Annotated in this window: 21 protein-coding genes; 7 read left to right on the forward strand and 14 right to left on the reverse strand. The window is 66.2% G+C overall.

From position 1 onward, the window contains the following. Positions 1 to 9: 9 nt before the first annotated feature. From ACP16H_RS10605 to ACP16H_RS10630, 6 genes are all read right to left on the reverse strand, one after another. Complete coding sequence (locus ACP16H_RS10605) at positions 10 to 3,687, reverse strand: efflux RND transporter permease subunit (RefSeq protein ID WP_425072261.1); 3,678 nt, start codon at positions 3,685 to 3,687, stop codon at positions 10 to 12. 1 nt (position 3,688) lies between these two features. After that, positions 3,689 to 5,143, reverse strand: a complete 1,455-nt coding sequence (locus ACP16H_RS10610; RefSeq protein ID WP_425072262.1) for an efflux RND transporter periplasmic adaptor subunit — start codon at positions 5,141 to 5,143, stop codon at positions 3,689 to 3,691. Between the two features lie 121 nt (positions 5,144 to 5,264). Then, positions 5,265 to 5,807, reverse strand: a complete 543-nt coding sequence (gene moaB / locus ACP16H_RS10615) for a molybdenum cofactor biosynthesis protein B (RefSeq protein WP_425072263.1) — start codon at positions 5,805 to 5,807, stop codon at positions 5,265 to 5,267. A 10-nt stretch (positions 5,808 to 5,817) separates the two neighbouring features. After that, entirely contained in the window at positions 5,818 to 6,390 is a 573-nt protein-coding gene (locus ACP16H_RS10620) for a hypothetical protein (RefSeq protein WP_425072264.1), read from the reverse strand. After that, positions 6,387 to 6,995: a LysE family translocator gene (locus ACP16H_RS10625; protein ID WP_425072265.1), complete on the reverse strand. Its 609-nt coding sequence runs from the start codon at positions 6,993 to 6,995 to the stop codon at positions 6,387 to 6,389. Before ACP16H_RS10625 ends, ACP16H_RS10620 begins: the two co-directional genes overlap by 4 nt. Before the next feature lie 25 nt (positions 6,996 to 7,020). Further along, positions 7,021 to 7,797: a uracil-DNA glycosylase gene (locus tag ACP16H_RS10630; RefSeq protein WP_425072469.1), complete on the reverse strand. Its 777-nt coding sequence runs from the start codon at positions 7,795 to 7,797 to the stop codon at positions 7,021 to 7,023. Between the two features lie 171 nt (positions 7,798 to 7,968). On the opposite strand from ACP16H_RS10630, the gene ACP16H_RS10635 reads away from it, so the two are divergent. The 6 genes from ACP16H_RS10635 (at position 7,969) to plsY (ending at position 12,562) form a co-directional block, all read left to right on the forward strand. Beyond that, positions 7,969 to 8,919: an aspartate carbamoyltransferase catalytic subunit gene (locus tag ACP16H_RS10635; RefSeq protein ID WP_425072266.1), complete on the forward strand. Its 951-nt coding sequence runs from the start codon at positions 7,969 to 7,971 to the stop codon at positions 8,917 to 8,919. Positions 8,920 to 8,985: 66 nt separating this feature from the next. Next, entirely contained in the window at positions 8,986 to 9,522 is a 537-nt protein-coding gene (locus ACP16H_RS10640; protein ID WP_425072267.1) for an aspartate carbamoyltransferase catalytic subunit, read from the forward strand. Continuing rightward, the gene (locus ACP16H_RS10645; RefSeq protein WP_425072268.1) at positions 9,519 to 10,064 is read left to right on the forward strand and encodes a hypothetical protein; all 546 of its coding nucleotides are present in this window, start codon (positions 9,519 to 9,521) and stop codon (positions 10,062 to 10,064) included. The genes ACP16H_RS10640 and ACP16H_RS10645 overlap by 4 nt, the downstream gene beginning before the upstream one ends. Continuing rightward, positions 10,061 to 10,444: a hypothetical protein gene (locus ACP16H_RS10650; RefSeq protein WP_425072269.1), complete on the forward strand. Its 384-nt coding sequence runs from the start codon at positions 10,061 to 10,063 to the stop codon at positions 10,442 to 10,444. The genes ACP16H_RS10645 and ACP16H_RS10650 overlap by 4 nt, the downstream gene beginning before the upstream one ends. A gap of 226 nt (positions 10,445 to 10,670) precedes the next feature. Next, entirely contained in the window at positions 10,671 to 11,972 is a 1,302-nt protein-coding gene (pyrC, locus tag ACP16H_RS10655; protein WP_425072270.1) for a dihydroorotase, read from the forward strand. A 2-nt stretch (positions 11,973 to 11,974) separates the two neighbouring features. Further along, positions 11,975 to 12,562, forward strand: a complete 588-nt coding sequence (gene plsY / locus ACP16H_RS10660) for a glycerol-3-phosphate 1-O-acyltransferase PlsY (protein ID WP_425072271.1) — start codon at positions 11,975 to 11,977, stop codon at positions 12,560 to 12,562. Between the two features lie 97 nt (positions 12,563 to 12,659). Here plsY and ACP16H_RS10665 read toward each other — a convergent pair whose 3' ends face one another. Beyond that, on the reverse strand, positions 12,660 to 13,472 hold the full coding sequence (locus tag ACP16H_RS10665) for an alpha/beta fold hydrolase (RefSeq protein ID WP_425072272.1): 813 nt from the start codon (positions 13,470 to 13,472) through the stop codon (positions 12,660 to 12,662). After that, entirely contained in the window at positions 13,472 to 14,083 is a 612-nt protein-coding gene (locus tag ACP16H_RS10670) for a 2-hydroxychromene-2-carboxylate isomerase (protein WP_425072273.1), read from the reverse strand. The genes ACP16H_RS10665 and ACP16H_RS10670 overlap by 1 nt, the downstream gene beginning before the upstream one ends. A gap of 115 nt (positions 14,084 to 14,198) precedes the next feature. Between ACP16H_RS10670 and ACP16H_RS10675 the strand changes: the two genes are divergently transcribed. Continuing rightward, positions 14,199 to 15,206 carry a ribose-phosphate pyrophosphokinase gene (locus tag ACP16H_RS10675; RefSeq protein WP_425072274.1) on the forward strand — a complete coding sequence of 336 codons (1,008 nt, stop codon included), beginning with the start codon at positions 14,199 to 14,201 and terminating at the stop codon, positions 15,204 to 15,206. A 101-nt stretch (positions 15,207 to 15,307) separates the two neighbouring features. Here the strand turns inward: ACP16H_RS10675 and ACP16H_RS10680 are convergent, their stop codons facing one another. From ACP16H_RS10680 to ACP16H_RS10705, 6 genes are all read right to left on the reverse strand, one after another. Continuing rightward, positions 15,308 to 15,658, reverse strand: a complete 351-nt coding sequence (locus ACP16H_RS10680) for an H-type lectin domain-containing protein (RefSeq protein ID WP_425072275.1) — start codon at positions 15,656 to 15,658, stop codon at positions 15,308 to 15,310. 49 nt (positions 15,659 to 15,707) lie between these two features. Further along, positions 15,708 to 16,379: a MarC family protein gene (locus ACP16H_RS10685; protein ID WP_425072276.1), complete on the reverse strand. Its 672-nt coding sequence runs from the start codon at positions 16,377 to 16,379 to the stop codon at positions 15,708 to 15,710. A 294-nt stretch (positions 16,380 to 16,673) separates the two neighbouring features. Beyond that, positions 16,674 to 17,108, reverse strand: a complete 435-nt coding sequence (locus tag ACP16H_RS10690) for a F0F1 ATP synthase subunit epsilon (protein WP_425072277.1) — start codon at positions 17,106 to 17,108, stop codon at positions 16,674 to 16,676. Positions 17,109 to 17,163: 55 nt separating this feature from the next. After that, positions 17,164 to 18,588 carry a F0F1 ATP synthase subunit beta gene (atpD, locus tag ACP16H_RS10695; RefSeq protein ID WP_425072278.1) on the reverse strand — a complete coding sequence of 475 codons (1,425 nt, stop codon included), beginning with the start codon at positions 18,586 to 18,588 and terminating at the stop codon, positions 17,164 to 17,166. Between the two features lie 5 nt (positions 18,589 to 18,593). Then, complete coding sequence (locus tag ACP16H_RS10700; protein ID WP_425072279.1) at positions 18,594 to 19,535, reverse strand: hypothetical protein; 942 nt, start codon at positions 19,533 to 19,535, stop codon at positions 18,594 to 18,596. After that, positions 19,536 to 20,414, reverse strand: coding sequence for a F0F1 ATP synthase subunit gamma (locus ACP16H_RS10705; RefSeq protein ID WP_425072280.1), 879 nt, complete (start codon positions 20,412 to 20,414; stop codon positions 19,536 to 19,538). Positions 20,415 to 20,426 lie beyond the last annotated feature (12 nt).

Raw genomic sequence — 20,426 nt, forward strand, 5'->3', positions numbered from 1 at the left:
CGCGACGGGTCACGCCCGGCGCCTGAGCGCCACGGCCCCCGCCGCCACCGCGTAGAGCACCAGCACCACGACCAGCGCACCGCCAAGGAACAGCCCAAGCGCCGCGCCTGCCGCTCCGCCGCCCAGTGCGGCGGGCAGCGCGCCCGTGACGGCGACCCAGCCCAGCGTCACCGCCAGCCAGCCCAGCACCGCCGCCGTGCCCGCCAGCAGCAGCCCGCGCACAGGGGCGGCGCGGAACCGCCAGCCCTTCTTCAGCGCGGCCCAGGCCTGCGTCACGTCATGCTGCACTGCCACCAGCGAGGGCACGACCAGCAGCACCAGCACCATGCCGAACCCCAGTCCATAGACCAGCGTCACCACCGTCGGCTTCAGGAACTGCGCATCGGCCGACCGTTCATACAGCAGCGGCGCCAGCCCGAGCACCGTCGTCGCCGTGGTCAGGAAGACCGCGCGCAGGCGGTCCGCCGCTCCGTCGATGATCGCGGGGATCAGCCCTCGATCCTTGCCGTATTCGTCGATCTGCGTCACCAGCACGATGGAATCGTTGATGATGATCCCGGTCATCCCCAGCAGACCCACCACGGTGAACATGCTCGCCGGAATGTCCCACAGCCAGTGGCCATAGATCGCGCCCACCAGCCCAAAGGGGATGATCGCCATCACCACCAGGGGCCGCGTCCAGCTGGCAAAGACCCAGGCCAGCACGAGGTAGATGCCCAGAAGCACCATCATCAGACCCAGCTGCGCATCGGCAAGGAACCGGTCCTCCTGCTCGCTGAGGCCCGCCATGCGCCAGTCCACCTGCCGGGTGTCGGCGATGCGCGGCAGGATCACTTGCTCCAGCGCGTTGGAAATCTCGGTCGCGCGGGCGGGGTCGTCCTCGGAGATGTCGCCGGTGACCGAGATCAGCCGGATGCCGTTCTCTCGTCGCACCGTACTGAACCCCGTCCGCTGTTCGACCCGCACGATATCCGCCAAGGGGACGTATTCGCCCGTGGGCGTCCGCAGCATCATGCGTTCTATGAAATCCGCCGTCAGCTCGCCCTCGGGCAGTTCCACGCGGATCTCGGCCGACCGCGGCCCGACCGGAAAACTCGCCGCTTCGATCCCGCCCAGGCGGTTGCGCAGCACGCGCCCCAGCCCGTCGATGTCAAAGCCCAGCGCCTGCCCCTGCGGCGTCAGTTCGAGGATCAGCTCGGCCTTGTCGTAGGCGAGGTTGTCCTCCACCGCCGAGACCTCGGGGAATTGCGCCACGGCGGCTTTCAGGTCCTCGGCAGCGCCCTTCAGCGTCTCGGCATCGGCGCCGTAAAACTGCACGTCCAGAGCATCGCCCCCCGGCCCGCCGCGCCAACTGCGGAAGGAGATTTCCTCCACCAGCGGGTGCTTATTCACGCGTTCCTGCAATTCGCCCACAAAGGCGAAGGACGAATAGGGCCGATCGTCTGCCGGGATCAGTTCGATCGAAATCGCCCCCAGCTGGTCGGCATCCTTTGTGTCCGCCCCCGCAAGGCTGCGGCCCGAGTTGCCGCCGATCTGAGCCATGACGTAGTCCAGCGGGTTCGCCCCGTAGCGCTCTTCGTATTCGCGGCCCAGTTCCTCGGTCGACTCCTGCAACAGCCGCATCTGCGCCAGCGTGTCCTCGCGCCCCGCGCCGGGGGCCATGGCGAAGTTGGCGGTGATCGAGCCTTGTTCCGGCGAGTTGAAGAAGCGCCACTGCACCTTGCCGTCGATGAACAGCACCGCCACGCCCGCCAGCGCCACCACGGCCCCGGCCAGCACGACGTACCGCGCGGTGATGACGGCGCGCATGAGCGGGCGGAACAGGGTCTCGCGCAGGTAGCGAAAGCCCCGGTTCACGGTGCGTGAGGCACTGTCGATCCCCATGTCGGACAGGGCGCGCAGTTCCTCGGCGCGCCGCTCCGGTGCCATGCGGGCAAGGCGCAGCACCAGCAGCCCGGCCATGACCGCCGCCAGCACCAATGCGCCCAGCCATGTGGTGCCGATCAGCCAGCCGCGCGCCGCCACGGCCTGCGCGTGCAGTCCGGTGATCCATGCGGGGGACTCGCCCGCGAAGGTCGCCCATGTCCCGTCCAGCACCCCCGGCAGGGACAGCACGGTCAGCAGGATTAGCGCGGCGGCCAGCATGGCCACCAGTGTCTCTCCCACCAGACCGAACCCGGCCCGCCATGCGCGGAACCCCAGAACGGGGCGCGGCTTCAGGGCGTGGGCCATGTGGCTGGGAAGGATAAAGAAGCACTCCACCAGCGAGGCCAGCAGAACCGTGATGACGGTGAAGGGAATGTCCGCGATCATGTCCCCGAAGCGCCCGCCAATGGCCGTCAGGCCGAAAAACGCGATCACGGTGGTCAAGGTGGCCGAGAATACCGGCAAGGACATGCGCCGCGCGGAGGTTTCAGCCGCCTCGTATGGCCCAAGCCCCCGGCGCGCCAGCGAATCCGCATGTTCGCCCACCACGATGGCGTCATCCACCACGATGCCCAGCGTGATGATGAGCGCGAAAAGCGAGATCATGTTGATCGTCAGCCCGCCCACGTACATCAGCGCAATCGCCGCCAAGAGCGAGGTCGGGATGCCCGCCGCCACCCAGAAGGCCGTGCGCGTATTCAGGAACAGGAACAGCAGTGCCACCACCAGCGCGAGGCCGGTCAGCGCGTTCTCCGTCAGGATGTTCAGGCGGCCCGTGATGGCCTCGGACCGGGTGCGGATCAGGTCGATGGTCACGCCCTGCGGCAGGGTCGCCTGATAGGTGCGCGCGACCTCTTCGACTTGGGACTGGATGCCGATGGCATCGCCCTGGTCGCTGCGGTCCACCCGCACGGCAATGGCCGCGTTCGGGCCGACGAAATAGCCCTGTTCGCGGTCCACGCCGTCCTGCCGGACGCGGGCGACGTCGCCGATGGTCAGCTTTGTCCCGTCTGGCTGCGACCGCAAGGCGATGCCCGCGATGTCAGAGGCAGAGCGTTTCTCGATCCCCGTGCGCACCCGCGCGCCTGCGCCCTCGACGTCGCCTGCCGGGTCGGCGTCGACCTCGGCGGCAATGGCGCTGGCGATCTCGGCCATGGTCACATCGTGTTCGATGAGGCTGGCCACCGGGACCTCGACCACGATCTGCGGCGCGGCGATGCCTTGAATCGTCGTACGTGTCACGCCCTCCGCGAACAGCCGCACGGTGAATTCATCGGCAAAGCGCGCCAGTTGGTCCACGCCCACCGGCCCGGTGATGACCACGTCGGTCACCCGGTCACGCCAGCCGCCGCGCCGGACCTCGGGGTCCTCCGCGTCGTCCGGCAGGCCCGTCGCGCCGTCCAGCGCCTGCTGCACCTCGTCGGCGGCGCGGCCCATGTCCCAGCCCGGTTCGAATTCCAGATCGATGCTCGCCCTCCCCTCGCGCGAGGTGGACTCGGACGAGGCCACGCCCTCGACCGTCAGCAGCGCCGGTTCCAGCACCTGCACGATGGCGGCGTCCACGTCCTCGGCCCCGGCGCCCTCCCACGCGACCGAAACGGTCAAATCGTCCACGATGGTATCGGGAAAGAACTGCGCGCGCATGTTCGGGACGGCCAGCAGTCCCGCCGCCAGAAGCATCACGAGGATCAGGTTCGACACCGTCGGATGGCGGGTGAAGTAGCTGAGGATGCCGCCGACCTTCGACATGTCGCGCGCCATCTCAGCCTCCCATCCGCTGTTCGATGCGGGCGACCACCTCGGCCGGGACCTTGTCCTGTTGCAGCTGCGCCAGCACGCGGGTCTTGGCCTCGGCGGGCATACGCTGGTTGCCCTCGACAAAGGCCACGAGCGCCGCGCGGCGTTCGGCGGTCAGTTCGACCATCTCGGGTTCAGGCGCGGGCGCGCCGTCCGGGCGGATCGGCTGCACCTTGATCCCCGCACCCAAAAGCGGCGTGCGTTCCGCCACCACCTCGCGCCCGGCCAGCGCGGAGGCGCGCACCAGCACGTCGTCGCCCTGACGGCGTTCCAGCGTCACGGGGACGACCTCCAGCCGCTGTTCCGTGTCCAGCGCCAGAACTGCCCCGTCCGCGCCCAGCGCGGTGGCCGGCAGGCGGGCGACCCGCTCCAGTGGCGGTTCCTCGATCTCGACCGTGACGAAATCGCCGGGTTTGAAGCCCCGCGCCGCGTCCAGCGTGGCAAACAGCAAGCGCCCCGTCTGCCCCGCCCCGACCGAGGCGCTTTCGCGCGACAGCCGCCCCGTGGCCTTCAGCGATGTGCCGTAAAGGTCCATCACCACAGACACCGGCGCATCACGCAGCCGCCCGGCCTCGTCGATCAGCCGCGCGTATTGCGGGGTGGACACGCGAAAGGCCACCTCCAGCGCCGCCGGGTCCACCAGCTGCGCCAGTTGCTCGTTCGTGGACACGAGCCGCCCGGCCACCACGGTCACATCGGTCAAAGTCCCGGCAAATTCGGCGCGGATCTCGGTGTCGGCGACGCGGCGCTGTGCCTCTTCGCGGGCGATTTCGGCACGGCGGAGCGCCGTGGCGGACTGGTCGATACGCGCCTCGGCGCTGGCCACCGCCTGCCGCTGGTTCAGCACCGACTGCCGTGCCGAGGACAGCGCCAGTTCGGCGGTCTCGACAGCCGCCTCGGTGCCGACGCGGCGAACCAGCAGGTCCTCGGCCCGCTTCAGCGCCTGCGCGCGCAGGGTGACCTGTTCCTCGGCGGCGGTCAGTTCATCGCGGGCGATGTCGATGGCGCGCGCCGCCTCGCGCCCCTCGGCCTGCGCGTCCAGCAGGTCGCTTTCCGCGCGGTCCAAGGCCGCCTGTGCATCCGCCGGGTCGATCCGGCCCAAGAGTTGCCCCGCAGCGACTTGCCCGCCCTCGACAAATTCGGGCGCGAGGTCGATGAGCGCCCCCGAGGCCGCCGCGCGCAGTTCCAGCGTCCGGGTGCTTTGCACCTCGCCAAAGACCGACAGAACCGGGACCGCCGTCTCGGGGGTCACGGTCACGGTGTTCACGCTGAACACGCGTTCCTGAGCCGGGCGCTTGCGCGGCTCGGCGTTCATCTTGGCTTGCACGGACTCGCGCACCATGATGCCCGCCCATGCCAGCAGGCCGAGCGTCAGGGCAAACAGGAAGAGCCCCGTCAGGCTCTTGCGGAAAAAGCGCATGCGTCTCCTCCTCGGGTCCGGCAGCGTCGGTCAGCGTCGGGCGGGTACGGCCCCTCACACATTCCATGTACAGAATGCCCGGCCCCTGCCAAGACTTTACGTCATTATACGCACAGGCGGATCACTTCCGTCGCTTGTGCTCGTCCAGCCTTGGAAAGATTTCGACAAAGTTGCAGGGGCGGTGGCGGTAGTCCAGCTGCCACTTCAGGATCTCGTCCCAAGCATCCTTGCAGGCCCCGGTCGAGCCCGGCAGCGCGAACAAGTAAGTCCCCCCGGCGACACCGCCCGTGGCGCGGCTCTGCACCGCGGATGTGCCTATTTTATTGAAGGAAACCATGGTGAAGACCGTGCCGAAGGCGTCGATCTCCTTCTCGTAGACATCCCTGTGCGCCTCGACGGTCACGTCCCGCCCGGTCAACCCCGTCCCACCGGTGGAGATCACCACATCGACCGCCGGATCGGCGATCCACGCGCGCAGGAGGTCCGCGATCTCGGTCCGCTCGTCCTTCACAATCTTGCGATCTGCGAGGATATGACCCGCCTCGGTCAGCCTTTGCACCAGCGTGTCGCCGGAACGGTCCTCTGCCAGACCGCGCGTGTCGCTGACGGTCAGCACCGCGATGCGGACCGGGATGAATTCCTTGCTCTCGTCGATACGCGACATGTGTGCTCCTTCACAGGCAGGGTTGCGACACCGGCAATCTCGGCACCGACAGCGCGGTGTCAAGCACAGCGCCGAATCCCTCAGACGCCAGCGCGCCCGCGAAGCCCTGCAAACCATGGCCCGGATCGGCGCAGGCCTGCGTCCCGATGTCCCGCTGCCAACGGGTCATTTCCGCTTCGAGAAACGCCTCCACCCCATCGGGGTCCTGCGCGGGCACGCCGTTAACCATTACAAAGCGCGCGATGCGGCGCAGACGCGCCTCCAGCACGGCGCCTTCGGCCTTCGGCGGGGTCCAGGGGCAGTAGCGCCCCATGGCCACCAGTTCGAAATACATCTCGTAAAGACACCCCACCGCACCCAGACCGCTGGAGTCGATGCCGGTATAGCTCACCTCGCCATTCGGCCCGTTGAGGCGGCGCAGCTCGATCCCGCCGGGCATGCTCAGCAGGTCCACCGCGCGCCCGTCGATGTCACCGCCGGGCGCGACCTCGGCCTCCTGCTGTTCAAAGATCGCCGCGTAATCAATCTGTTGTGCGGGCGCTGCCAAGGGCCAAAGCGCCACGGCAGCGATCCATAGCCTCATGCAGCCAACCGCAGCGCCAGCCCGCCGAACAGCGTACCGCAGGCATAGCGCAGGCCCTTCTCGGTCTTTGTCCCACCTTGCAGGTAGGTGCGCAGCTTGCCCGCGAACTGGCCAACGAGGCCATTCACGATAAGCCCGCCAACGCCCATCATCGCGCCAAAGATCATGAACTGCGCCAGCACGTTGCCCGCCGGGTTCACGAACTGCGGCACGAAGGCGAGGACAAACAGGATGAACTTCGGGTTGGTCAGGTTCACAAAGAACCCCTGCCGCGCGGCCTTCAGCGGCGACAGCGTCGGCGCGTTCACCCCGGCCAGCGGCGTGCGAAAGGTCTTGTAGGCGATATAGGCGAGGTAGGCCGCCCCCGCCCAGCGGATCACGTCGAAGGCACCGGGGATCGCGGCGACCAACGCGCCAAGGCCCAGGCCCGCCACCAGCACATGCAGCATCCCCGAGGCCGTCACCCCCGCCGAGGCCGCCCAGCCACAGCGCGGCCCGCCCCGCAGCCCCTGCGCCATGCAGAACAGCATGTCCGGGCCGGGAGCGATGTTCAGCGCCAGTCCGGCGGGCAGGAAGGCAAGCAGCATCACGGGATCGACGATCATGTCTCGGGTCTCACATCAGGGGCGGTCATGCGCCCAGTTTCGCCTTCAGTTCCAAGAGGTCCGCCCAGGCCTCGCGCTTGGCGGCGGGGTTGCGCAGCAGGTAGGCCGGGTGGAACATCGGCAGCGCGGGCTTGCCGCAGGCCTCCGCCCATTGCCCCCTCAGCCGCGTGATGCCCCGTTTGCCCAGCAACGCCTGGCACGAGATATTGCCCACGATCACCAACACGTCCGGTTCCGCCAATGCGATGTGCCGCTCCAGGAACGGCTTCATCATGGCGATTTCCTCGGGCTTCGGATCGCGGTTCTGTGGCGGACGCCACGGCATGACATTGGTGATGTAGACGGATTCGGCCCGGTTCAGCCCGATGGCCGCCAGCATGCGGTCCAGGAGCTGCCCCGCCTTGCCGACAAAGGGTTTGCCCTGCAGGTCCTCGTCGCGCCCCGGCGCTTCGCCCACGATCATCACCCGTGCCCCCGGCACCCCGTCCGAGAACACGAGGTTACGCGCCCCGCGCTTCAACTCGCAATGCTCGAAGGACGCCAGTGCCGCCTTCAGCGAGTCCAGCGTGCCGACGGCCTTGGCCGCCGCTGCCGCCTCGGCGACCGGATCGACCTCGGGTTCCTGAACGATCGGCGCTGCAACACCGGTGCCACCGCGCTTCTTTTGCTCGCGGGCGGCCTTCGCCTCCACCTCGATGGCAAAACGGTCCACCGGCCCCTCCGAGATCACCTCGAAGACGCCCATTTCCATCTGCCATTCCAGCGCCGCGCGGGCGGCGTACCAGTCCAGTCCGGTGTGCATTGCCGATTCCATGAGCACCACCCTACCCCCGCCAGCGGCAAAGGAAAATCACTCCTGCGCGGGTCACGAATGACGGCGGTGTGTCGCCTCCTGCACAAAGGTTGACCACGCCGCACTTGCGGCATCCGCACGCGCTCCGTAAACACGTCTCCGACCAAAGCAGGAGTCCCCATGCGTTTCGACCACCGCCACCTTCTGGGCATCGAACCCCTGCGCCCCGACGAAATCACCACCCTTCTCGACCTCGCGGACAAATACGTGGCGCTCGGCCGCTCGCGCGAGAAGCACGCAATGGCGCTGGCGGGGCTGACGCAGATCAACATGTTCTTCGAGAACTCGACCCGCACGCAGGCCTCGTTCGAGCTGGCGGGCAAACGGCTGGGCGCGGACGTGATGAACATGTCGATGCAGGCGTCCTCGATCAAGAAGGGCGAGACGCTGATCGACACGGCCCTTACGCTGAACGCCATGCACCCCGACCTTCTGGTGGTGCGTCACCCGCATTCCGGCGCGGTCGACCTTCTGGCGCAAAAGGTCAACTGCGCCGTGCTGAACGCCGGTGACGGGCGGCACGAACACCCGACGCAGGCGCTGCTGGACGCGCTGACCATCCGCCGCGCCAAGGGCCGCCTGCACCGCCTGACCATCGCCATCTGCGGCGACGTGGCCCACTCCCGCGTGGCCCGGTCCAACCTGCTGCTGCTGCACAAGATGGAAAACCGCATCCGCCTCGTCGGCCCCGCCACGCTGATGCCCTCAGGGATCAACGAATTCGGCGCCGAGGTCTACGAGGACATGCGCGAAGGCCTGAAGGACGCAGACGTCGTCATGATGCTCCGCCTGCAAAAGGAACGCATGGACGGCGGCTTCATCCCCTCCGAGCGCGAATATTACCACCGCTACGGGCTGGACGCCGAGAAGCTGTCCCATGCCAAGGATGACGCCATCGTCATGCACCCGGGCCCCATGAACCGCGGGGTCGAGATCGACGGCACCATCGCCGACGACATCAACCGCTCGGTGATCCAGGACCAGGTGGAAATGGGTGTCGCGGTGCGCATGGCCGCCATGGACCTGCTGGCCCGCAACCTGCGCGCCAACCCGAAACAGCTCAGCGCCTGATGTCCGCGACGGGGCGCACCGCGCGCACCGTATCATTCGCCCAAACCCTTTTCGACGAGAGGCCCCATGACCCAGGTCCAGATCAACGGTTCCGACACCAGCACGGTGCACCTGCTCCACATCGACCTGCCTGCGCGCGCCATCGAACGGTTCACCACCATGGCCGGCACCGGCGAGTGGCCGTTGAAATACGGGCTGGGCGCGACAAAGCTCTCCCCCGCCTTCGTCGAAACGGTGGATCTGCGCGACCTCGGCAACATGTCCCTCTCGCAGTACCTGTCCGAGGCCTACGACCTGCCGCCCAAGGCACTGGGTTCCGACCGCGCCCGCGTCGACGGGCTGGACGGCCACGTGGTCATCCTGCCGCCACAAGCCTTCGAAAACACCTCGCAGGAGTTGCACGTCAACACGCCGCTCAGCTACATCGGCGGCTGGTCCGCCGCCGGGGCCAAAGGCCGCTCCGCCAGCATCCGCTCGTCCGGCGCCAAAGGCCAGGGCAGCGGCGGTGCCCCCGCCGCCATGGGCAGCCTGTCGAAACCGATCATACTCGCCCTGATCGGCCTCGCTGTTTTCGTCGCCGCGGTGCTGGCCCTCGTGCTGTGAGCGCGGGCAGCGACCTCAAACACCTGCTCGACCCGTCCGAGCGCGTCCTCTGGACGGGCCACCCCGATGTCCGCATCACACGACAGGATGTCAGCCTGCCCCGGATACTGATCGGCATCCTCGTCACCGGCTTTGCCCTCTTCTGGATCCGCATGGCCCTCTTCCTGACAGAGGGCATCCGCGAGGCCCCCGTTCAACTCTTCCCACTTTTCGGACTGATCTTCGTGGCGATCGGGCTTTACAACATGGGTCTGCATGTCTTCTGGGACAGCTTTCGCCGCTCCCGCACCGTCTACGTGCTGACCGACCGCCGCGCCTTCATCATCACCAGCCTGCCGCTGCAAAGCCGCCGCCTGAAGGACCACAGCATCGGCGAACTGACCCGCGAGCAGCACGGCGAAGGGCTGGGGTCCGTCTGGTTCGCGGAACGGGTGTCACGCCACAAGAGAACCACCACACGCACACCGGTAGGCTTCGAACGCATCCCCGACGCGCCCGAGGTGCACCGCATGATGCAACAAGCGCGACAGGACCGCTCATGACCTTCACCCCCGACCGCGCCACCTACATCAAAACCCACTGGACCATGGCGGCCATCGCCATGGCTGCGGGCATGCTGGTGCTTTGGCTCATGGGAAACCTGCATGTCTGGACCGGCGCCGTGGGTGGCCTCGCAGCGGTTGTCCTGCGAGGGTGGTTCCTCATGGACGAAACCCTGACGCAAAGCTGGACCTTGACGGACACCCACCTCGATGGCCCGCATGACCGCACGATCCCCCTGACCGACATCGCCAAGGCCCGCGCCATCGGCAGCGCAGTGCAGGTCATCACCCGCGACGGCCACAAGCACCTGGTGAAATTCCAGCGCGACCCCCAAGCCACCGCAAACACCATCAACGCGGCGCTCCCACGAGCGCTGTAAAGTTTGAGTATTTGAGCCAAGAAGAAACCCAAAGCGCACCGCATCTGCTTCTTTGGTTTCACAAATACCCTCGGGGGGGTCCCCGCAGGGGACGGGGGCAGAGCCCCCCTCGCACCGAAGGTGCTGACCCTGTGGCGCGCGCAGCGCGCCGCCTTTGGTTCACGCGGGTTTCCCAGCCGCAAAATATGCCGTAGAGCATGTGCAAACCGTTCAAGAGCCGCTCGTCATGCCCCAGACCCTTTTTCTCAACGCCCGCCTGATCGACCCCGAAGGCGACAGCGACACGCTCGGCGCGCTGCTTGTCGTCGATGGCCGGATCACCGGCATCGCGGCGCAGACCTCGGACATCGAAGCCTTGAAAGCAGCCATGACGGACTCCGCCGACATGGTGGACTGTGGCGGCAAGTGCCTCGCGCCCGGCATTGTCGATATCGGCGTCAAGGTGGGCGAACCCGGCGAGCGGCACAAGGAATCCTACGGCACAGCCGGACAGGCCGCCGCTGCGGGGGGCGTGACCACCATGGTCACCCGCCCCGACACGCTGCCGCCCATCGACTCGCCGGAAACGCTCGATTTCATCCGCCGCCGTGCGAAGGACGAGGCCAAGGTCCACGTCCTGCCCATGGCCGCCCTGACCAAGGGCCGCGTAGGCCGCGAGATGACCGAGATCGGCTTTCTGATGGACGCGGGGGCCGTGGCCTTTACCGATGGCACCCATGTGGTCACCGATACCAAGGTGCTGAGCCGCGCCATGACCTACGCCCGCTCTCTGGGTGCGCTGGTGATCGGCCACCCGCAGGACCCCGGCCTGTCCAAGGGCGCGGTGGCGACCTCGGGCAAGTTCGCCTCGCTGCGCGGGTTGCCCGCCGTGTCGCCCATGGCGGAGCGCATGGGGCTGGACCGTGACATCGCCTTGGTCGAGATGACCGGCGTGAAGTACCACGCAGACCAGATCACCTGCGCCCGTGCCCTGCCCGCGCTGGAACGGGCCAAGGCGAACGGCTTCGACGTCACCGCAGGCACCTCGATGCATCATCTGACGCTGAACGAGATGGACCTGGCCGACTACCGCACCTTCTTCAAGGTCACGCCGCCGCTGCGATCGGAGGACGACCGCAAGGCGCTGGTCGAGGCGGTACGTTCGGGCCTGATCGACATCATCGGCTCCTTCCACACGCCGCAGGACGAGGAATCGAAACGCCTGCCCTTCGAGGAGGCCGCGCCCGGTGCCGTGGGGCTGGAGACCATGCTGCCGGTGCTGCTGCGCCTCACCCATGCCGACGACCTGTCGCTTCCCTGTCTGTTCCGGGCGCTGTCACTGAACCCGGCGAAACGGCTGGGTCTGGACTGCGGGCGGCTGGCGGTGGGTGCGCCTGCCGATCTGGTGCTGTTCGACCCGGACAAGCCCGTGGTGATCGACCGCTTCAAGCTGAAGTCGAAATCCAAGAACACTCCCTTTGACGGAGCCCGCCTGCAGGGCAAGGTGCTGGGCACATGGGTCTCCGGCGCCCGCGTTTACGAGGCCTGACCATGACACTCGCGCTCTGGATCGTTGTTGGCTACCTGCTGGGATCGGTGCCGTTCGGCATCCTCATCACGCGTGCGATGAACCTTGGCGATCTGCGCCAGATCGGGTCGGGCAACATCGGTGCAACAAACGTGCTGCGCACCGGCAACAAGGGCGCCGCGCTGGCGACGTTGCTGCTGGACGGCGGCAAGGGCGCGGTGGCGGTCCTGCTGGCGCGGTGGCTGGCGCAGGATGAAAGCGCCGCGCAACTGGCGGGGCTGGCAGCCATGGCGGGGCACTGTTTCCCGGTCTGGCTGAAGTTCAAGGGCGGCAAGGGCGTGGCGACCTTCCTCGGCACCATGCTGGCGCTGGCCTGGCCCATCGGACTGCTGTGCTGCGCCACATGGCTCGCGGCGTTTTACCTGTCCAAGATCTCTTCGGTCGGGGCCATCGCGGCGGCGGCCTCCGTCGCGCCGTGGACGCTGCTGCTGGGGCGGACCGACCTGACGTTCGTGGCGCTGATGCTGACGTTCATCGTGCTGTATCGCCACCGCGAAAACATCAACCGGCTACGCGAGGGCACCGAGCCGAAGGTGGGCAAGAAGTCCTGAGGGATTTCACCCCGGCTGCGCCGGGGCGACCGGCGCGCACCTGCGGTGCGCGCGAGGGGGCGTTGCCCCCGTCCTACGGCCCCCCCCCAAGGTATTTTCAAACCAAAGAAGCCGGGGACGGCATCCGTTCAGCTTCCCCGCTGCGGGCCAGAAGGTCGGTCACACCATCGGCCACCGCTTGAGGATGCGACAGAACCAGCATGTGGCCTGCGCCATCGACCACGGTTTCCCGTGCATTCGGCAAGCGCGCCAAAAGCCCGGCGTGCACCTGCGCGATGATCGGGACTGTGCGTCCGCCACGGATCAGCTGAACGGGGCAGGACAGCGCCTCCAGACCGCCATGGCGGAGCATCCCGGCGCGGTCGCCCCACAGGCTGGGTTCGGTCGCAAACACGAAGGGCATCTGCGCCGCCATGGTCTGCTGCACCTGCTCGGGGAACTTCGCCCAAGGCACACCGCCCCCCCACAGTCGGTTGAACTCCTCCGCTGTGGCCATGCCGTCACCGGCCTGCGCGATGGCGAAGAAGCCTTCCTCGGCGGCACGGTGATCGGCCTTGACCGGGCCATCGGGCGCGGCAGCAAAGAACACCGGTTCGATCAGGGTCAGCGACCGGATGCGCGTCGGGGCCTCCAGCGCCAGCCGCAAAGCCACGGTCGCGCCAAAGCTGTGGCCCACGAGGTGCATCCCGTCGGACAACAGCGGGCGCACCGCGTCCGTGGCCGCGTCATGGACGTCGACACCTTCGGGAAAACCGGGGCTCTTGCCATGGCCCGGCAGATCAGGCGCCGTAACGTGGACGCCGGGCATGTCGCCGAACACGCCGCGCCACATGCCCGACTGTCCCAGACCACAGTGCAGTGCCAGCACGGGGGTGTCCCCCTGCCCCATCTCGCGAATGAACAGCTCCATCACAACGACCCCGCCAGATGCGCGTCGAGATCTTCCAGCCGGTCACGGCCCCAGAAGCGCTCTCCGTCCTCGCAGACCCAGAAGGGCGCACCGAAGACGCCTGCGTCCACCGCCTCTTCGAGGTTGTGCGCATAGGTTTCCGCCCCGGACAGCATCCCCGTGAAGGTCAGCCCACGGTCAAACCCCGCCGCCTCGAGGCAATCGCCGATCACCTCGTCCTGCGAGATGTCCTTCTCCTCGGCCCAGCAAGCCCGCAGGATGTAAAAGATGAGGCCCGCCAGATCGCCCTGCCCGTCCGCCTGATGCGCCTTCTGCGCCGCGATCACGGCGTAGGACGCGGGCGCGGCATTGGCCGGGAAATACAGCGGTTGCGGATTGTACGGCAGGCCGGTCTTCTTCGAGGTGCGGGCCAGTTCCTGCAGGCGGTAGTCCTTGCGCGCCTGAGGCCGCTCCGACAGCGCCACCCCGCCGGTGCGGGCAAACAACGCCGCAATATCGAGCGGTTTGTAGACGAGTTCGACGCCATGCTTTGCGGCGACCTCGGCAGCGCGCGTTCCGGTAAAGTAGCAGTAGGGTGAAATCACCGACAGATAGTAGTCAACCCGCGCCATATGTCGCGCCTCCCTTTCCCGTGCCGCACGTATGCTGGTGCAGCACCCTAGGCCCGTGTTAACGGGTGCGCAACTCGTCACGAATCCGTCATCCTCCCTAGCAAGGACGCTGCCCATGCCCACCGTCATCGAGCCCAAGCTGATCGCCGGAAATGCCAACCGCCCGCTGGCCGAAGCCATCGCCCGCCGCATGTCCCTGTACCGCGGCATGTCCGTGGGACTGGTGGACGCTCGCGTCGAGCGGTTCAACGATCAGGAGATCTTTGTCGAGGTCTACGAGAACGTGCGCGGCGAGGACATGTTCATCATCCAGCCGACGTCGAACCCGGCCAACGACAACCTGATGGAACTTCTCATCATGGCCGACGCGCTGCGCCGGTCGTCGGCGGCGCGTATCACCGCCGTGATCCCCTATTTCGGCTACGCCCGGCAGGACCGCCGCACCAAGGCGCGCACGCCGATTTCGGCCAAGCTGGTCGCCAACATGATGGTCACCGCAGGGATCGAGCGCATCCTGACGCTGGACCTGCACGCGGCGCAAATCCAGGGCTTCTTCGACATCCCGGTGGACAACCTCTATGCCTCGCCGATCTTCGCGCTGGATATCAAGAAACAGTTCGACAACCTCGAGGACGTGCTGGTGATCTCGCCGGACGTGGGCGGCGTCGCGCGGGCGCGTGAACTGGCCAAGCGGATCAACGCGCCGCTGGCCATTGTCGACAAGCGCCGCGAAAAGCCGGGTGAAGTGGCGGAAATGACCGTGATCGGTGACGTGACCGGGAAGAAGTGCATCATCGTCGACGACATGTGCGACACAGCCGGGACGCTCTGCAAGGCGGCGGAGGTCATCATGGACCACGGCGCGACCGAGGTGCACGCCTATATCTCGCACGGTGTCATGTCGGGCCCGGCGGTGGAGCGCATCACCAAGTCCGTGCTGAAGACGCTGGTGTTGACGGATTCGATCCAGCCCACCGGGCCGGTGTCGCAGGCACCGAACATCCGCGTCCTGCCGACCGCACCGATGTTCGCCCAATCGATCCTGAATATCTGGAATGGCACCTCGGTGTCGTCGCTGTTCGAGACCGAAACGCTGGGTCCGATCTACGAAGGCATCCTCTGAGGAAGGCGGGGCGCACACAGCCCCGACTACCAGCTCATCCAGCAAACCAAAGGGGCCTCGCGGCCCCTTTTTCGTTGCATCCGGCCCGAGACCGCAACCGTTCAGTACAGATCCCAGTCGTCCTCGGAGGTGACTTCGCCGATCGCCATCCAGTTCATGCGCACGCGGGCGACCTTTGTATCCGCCCAGGTGCGGAACACCAGTTCGAACCCGCGTTCGGTGACCTTGTCAGCGGTCAGGTCGGCGCGCACATTCGAGCCCTGATCCATGTCCCACAGCGACAGGGCGACATGCACGACGGGACGGCTCTTGAACGGTTCGCTGAACACAACGGGACAACGCCGCTCGCGCGCGCCGCTCCCGGTCCACATCTCGCCGCCATCCATGAAGTCGGAAAAGACTTCCTCGTTACCCTGTTCAACGCCAATGCTTGCGCTGTTGAATTTGCGCATGTCCGCTCTCTCGTCTTTTCCAAGGCTATAGCGGCATTCTATCCCGGAATCACTCCGAAATCGTGACCGCCGCCCCCGGTGCCGCCTCGACCTGCATGACGCCCACAGCGTCCAGCCCACCCAGAACGGCATCCACCGCCACGGTGGCGAGGATGATCCCCATCACCCGACTGATGACACTGGCCCCGGTGCTGCCCAACACCCTTTTGAGACGCGCCGCCAGCAACAACAGCCCGAGGGTCAGCGCCAGGACCGCCGTCAGCAGCAGCCCCGTGACGATCTGGTCCGGGATCGAATGGGCGTGATTGTCGGTCAGGACAACGATGGCCAGCATCGCCCCCGGCGAAGCGATGGAGGGCATCGCCAAGGGAAAGACCGCGCCCGCAAGATGGCTTTTCTCGGCCTCCTCGATCTCGTGCTCGGGCTTGCTCTCGCCAAAGATCATGGTCAGCGCGAAGAGGAACAGAACGATGCCTCCCGCGATCTGGAACGACCCGAAGCGCAGCCCAAGGGCTTCCAGCAGGAACTGGCCCGCGATGAGAAAGCCGATCAGCACACACCAAGCGACCAGAACGGCGCGCACGGCGAATTTCCAATGCAAGGCTGCGGGGACAGCGGCGGTGGCAAAATAGAACACCGGCAGCGTTCCGATGGGATCCACCACGACAAACAGGGTGACGAATTCCCGGACAAGGGCCGTGAGGTCGATGTTGAATTCCATGGCTGTCTCCTGCGGCGCAGGGCTGGCTTACATCAGCCGCGAAAGACGGGAAACTGAGAAACGCGTACCGTGGCATGGCAACGCCTGCAATGCCTCCAAACCTATCGCAAATCACCACACTGGGGCTTCTTCCTGGCCAAAATACCTCGGGGAGTTTGAGGGGCAGCGCCCCTCATCCGCGCCGAGGCGCAGTCTCGGTGTTGCCCTGTCACGCCGCAGGCGTGGCCGCTGGATAACCGGAAACGAAAAACCCCGCCGAGGGGGCGGGGCTTTCCTTGATACGGTCTGAAAACCTCAGAGCGAGGGCTGCATCGGGTCAAGCCCGATATGCGTGCCCACGGCCACCATGTCCTGCAGCAGCTTGGCTGCCTCGTCCACCGGGCCGGGCTCGTTGACGTAAGTTTCCTTGGTCTGCTTGTAGGCCTCGTGGGCTTCGGCAACCAGGGCTTCGTAGGTCTTCTGGTCCACGTCCGCCTTCGGCAGGGCCTTCTCGGCGAGCACGGAAATGCTCTCGCCGATCTCGGCGAAACCGCCGGTCACGACGAACTGCTCGGTCCCCTTGGTGGTTTCCACCGTCAGGATGCCAGGGCGCAGCGTGGTGATGGTCGGCGCGTGGTTCGGCATGGCGGTCATGTCACCATCCGCACCGGGGATCTGCACCGACGTGACCTCGGTCGACAGGAGCTTGCGCTCCGGCGAGACCAGGTCGAACTTCATCGTGTCTGCCATGTGAAACTCCTTCTTCTATCGAGGGGCCAGCAGAGGCCCCCCGAAAGGGTTCGATTTAGGCAGCCTCTGCGGCCATCTTCTCGGCCTTGGCGATCACCTCGTCGATGCCGCCAACCATGTAGAAGGCGCCTTCCGGCAGGTGGTCGTACTCGCCGGCCACAACGGCCTTGAAGGACGAGATGGTGTCCTCGAGCGGAACCTGCACACCGTCGGAGCCGGTGAAGACCTTTGCCACGTCGAACGGCTGCGACAGGAAGCGCTGGATCTTGCGGGCGCGGGCCACGGTCAGCTTGTCCTCTTCGGACAGTTCGTCCATCCCGAGGATGGCGATGATGTCCTGGAGCGACTTGTAGCGCTGCAGGATACCCTGAACGTCACGTGCCACCTGGTAGTGGTCGTCACCCACGATGGACGGGTCCATCAGGCGCGAGGTCGAGTCGAGCGGGTCCACGGCCGGGTAGATACCCAGTTCGGAGATCGCACGCGACAGAACCGTGGTTGCGTCGAGGTGGGCGAAGGTGGTTGCCGGAGCCGGGTCGGTAAGGTCGTCCGCGGGAACGTAGACGGCCTGGATCGAGGTGATCGAACCGTTCTTGGTCGAGGTGATGCGTTCCTGCATGGCGCCCATGTCGGTCGCCAGCGTCGGCTGGTAGCCCACGGCGGAGGGGATACGGCCGAGAAGTGCGGACACCTCGGAACCTGCCTGCGTGAAGCGGAAGATGTTGTCCACGAAGAACAGAACGTCGGTGCCGGACGCGTCGCGGAACTGTTCTGCCAGCGTCAGGCCGGTCAGAGCAACACGTGCACGCGCACCCGGAGGCTCGTTCATCTGACCGTAAACAAGGGCCACCTGAGACTCCGACAGGTTGTCGGGCTTGATGACGTTGGATTCGATCATCTCGTGGTAGAGGTCGTTGCCTTCACGGGTCCGTTCGCCAACACCGGCGAACACGGAGTAGCCCGAGTGCACCTTTGCGATGTTGTTGATGAGTTCCATGATGAGAACGGTCTTGCCCACGCCGGCGCCGCCGAACAGGCCGATCTTGCCGCCCTTCGAGTAGGGTGCCAGCAGGTCGATGACCTTGATGCCGGTCACGAGGACTTCGGACTCGGTGGACTGCTCCGAGAATTCCGGTGCCGGTGCGTGGATCGGGCGGAACTCGGTTGCGTTGAGCGGTGCACCTTCGTCAACGGGCTCGCCGACGACGTTCAGGATGCGGCCCAGGGTTGCGGGGCCCACGGGAACCGAGATCGGCGAACCGGTGTCGGCCACTTCCTGGCCGCGCACCAGACCTTCGGTCGCGTCCATCGCGATGGTGCGAACGGTGTTTTCGCCGAGGTGCTGAGCCACTTCCAGAACCAGCGTCTTGCCCTGGTTCTCGGTGGTCAGCGCGTTCAGAATTGCCGGCAGGTGGTCGCTGAACTGCACGTCGACCACGGCGCCAATCACCTGGGTGATTTTGCCTTGTGCGTTTGCCATAGGTATTACCCTTCCTGGTTCTCAACTTCTGCGAGGACATGCCACGGGCGCATCCCCCTTGGATTAGGTTTCGTGACCGGCATCACCGGTGCGCGTCGCATCTGCGCCGCGGGCCGCACGAGCGCGGCGATCCAGTCAAGCAGACCGAAATGGATCGTCGTGGTCGTCGACCGATAGACACGCCCCGGAAAGAAGCGCGCGAATTTCGCCCGAAAGCGGTCACGAGCATCGAGAAACGCCTCCGCATAGCTTCCCTTCGACTTGTGCCAGACGGCGAAGGGAACGACGTAGGCGTGCCCTCCCATGATCTCTGCGTTGAGGCAGAGATCCGGCCCGTAGAAGTGAAACCCGTCGAGGTCGATCGAACCCACGGGGGCCCGGTCTCTCCTCAGGACGAAGAAGTTCTCGTCGAGCGACTCGACCCGCTCCGGAAGGGAGCCTTTGAAGTCGAGTTTGCCCGGCTTGTGGCTGAGGTAGCGCACGCGGGTGTGCTTGCGCTTGCCGTTGTCGAACAGCGCCGGGCGCTGCCCGGCATTGCCCGCGATCATCCAGCGGTCGTCGTGGGTCTCGAGATGTTCGAGAACGCCCGTCAGCGTCTCGAAATCGTCAAGCGCCTCGACATCGTCGTGGCAGAACACGATGTAACGCCCGCGCGCCTGCGCCAGCGTGGCCCGAAGCCAGCTGAAGCCATCCGCGCGGTTGCCCTCGGAATTGTCGAAGGCAAGAAACTCGGTATTCTGTGCCGTGAACCCGCGCTCCGCAAAGGAGTTCAGGCAGTCGGCGTAACGGTCCCAATCCGCGACGAGGGTGGCAAAGGTGAATTCGACCTCGCAGGTGATCTCGGTCTCCGCGATGCGGAGATTGCCGAACCGGGACAAAAGACCGGCGCGCGTCGCGCCGACCTCCTTGCCATTCCGGTTCATCGCCTGCTGGGTCGAAGACGCCACTTAGAGTGCCTCCGCGCCCGAGATGATCTCGATCAGTTCGTTCGTGATGACGGCCTGACGCGAACGGTTGTACTCGATGGTCAGCTTGTCGATCATATCGCCCGCGTTGCGCGTGGCGTTGTCCATCGCCGACATACGTGCACCCTGTTCGGATGCGCCGTTCTCGAGCAGGGCGGCGAAGATCTGCGTCGCCACTCCACGGGGGAGCAGGTCTGCCAAGATCGACTCTTCGTCCGGCTCGTAGTCGTACAGCGTGGTTGCCTCGGTCGCATCCGCTGCCCCGTCGTACTTGGCGGGGATGATCTGGAGGGCCGTCGGGTCCTGCGAGATCACGGAGTTGAACTTGGCAAAGAAGATCGTCGCCACATCGAATTCGCCAGCGTCGAAACGCCCCAGCACATCGCGGGCGATGTCCTGTGCGTTGCCGTAGCCGATGCGCTTGACCTCGGAGAGGTCGATATGCCCCACGAAGAGGGAGGCATAATCACGCTTCAGCTGCTCGCGGCCCTTCTTGCCGACCGTCAGGATCTTCACGGTTTTACCCGCGCCCCGCAGCTCGGCAATCCGGGTCTTGGCCAGCTTGACGATGTTGGTGTTGAAGCCGCCGCACAGACCGCGCTCGGCGGTCATGACCACCAGCAGATGCACGTCGTCCTTGCCGGTCCCCGCCAGAAGGCGGGGAGCGCTGTCACTTGTTCCGACCGACGCGGCCAACGACGCCATCACACCATTGAAGCGTTCCGCGTAGGGGCGGGCCGCCTCGGCCGCATCCTGGGCGCGGCGCAGTTTTGCTGCCGCGACCATCTGCATGGCCTTGGTGATCTTGCGGGTCGATTTGACCGACGCGATCCTGTTTTTGAGATCCTTGAGGTTGGGCATCGGGCTTTCTCC

This window comes from Sagittula sp. S175 (assembly GCF_049800975.1).
In the GTDB taxonomy this organism is placed as follows: domain Bacteria; phylum Pseudomonadota; class Alphaproteobacteria; order Rhodobacterales; family Rhodobacteraceae; genus Sagittula.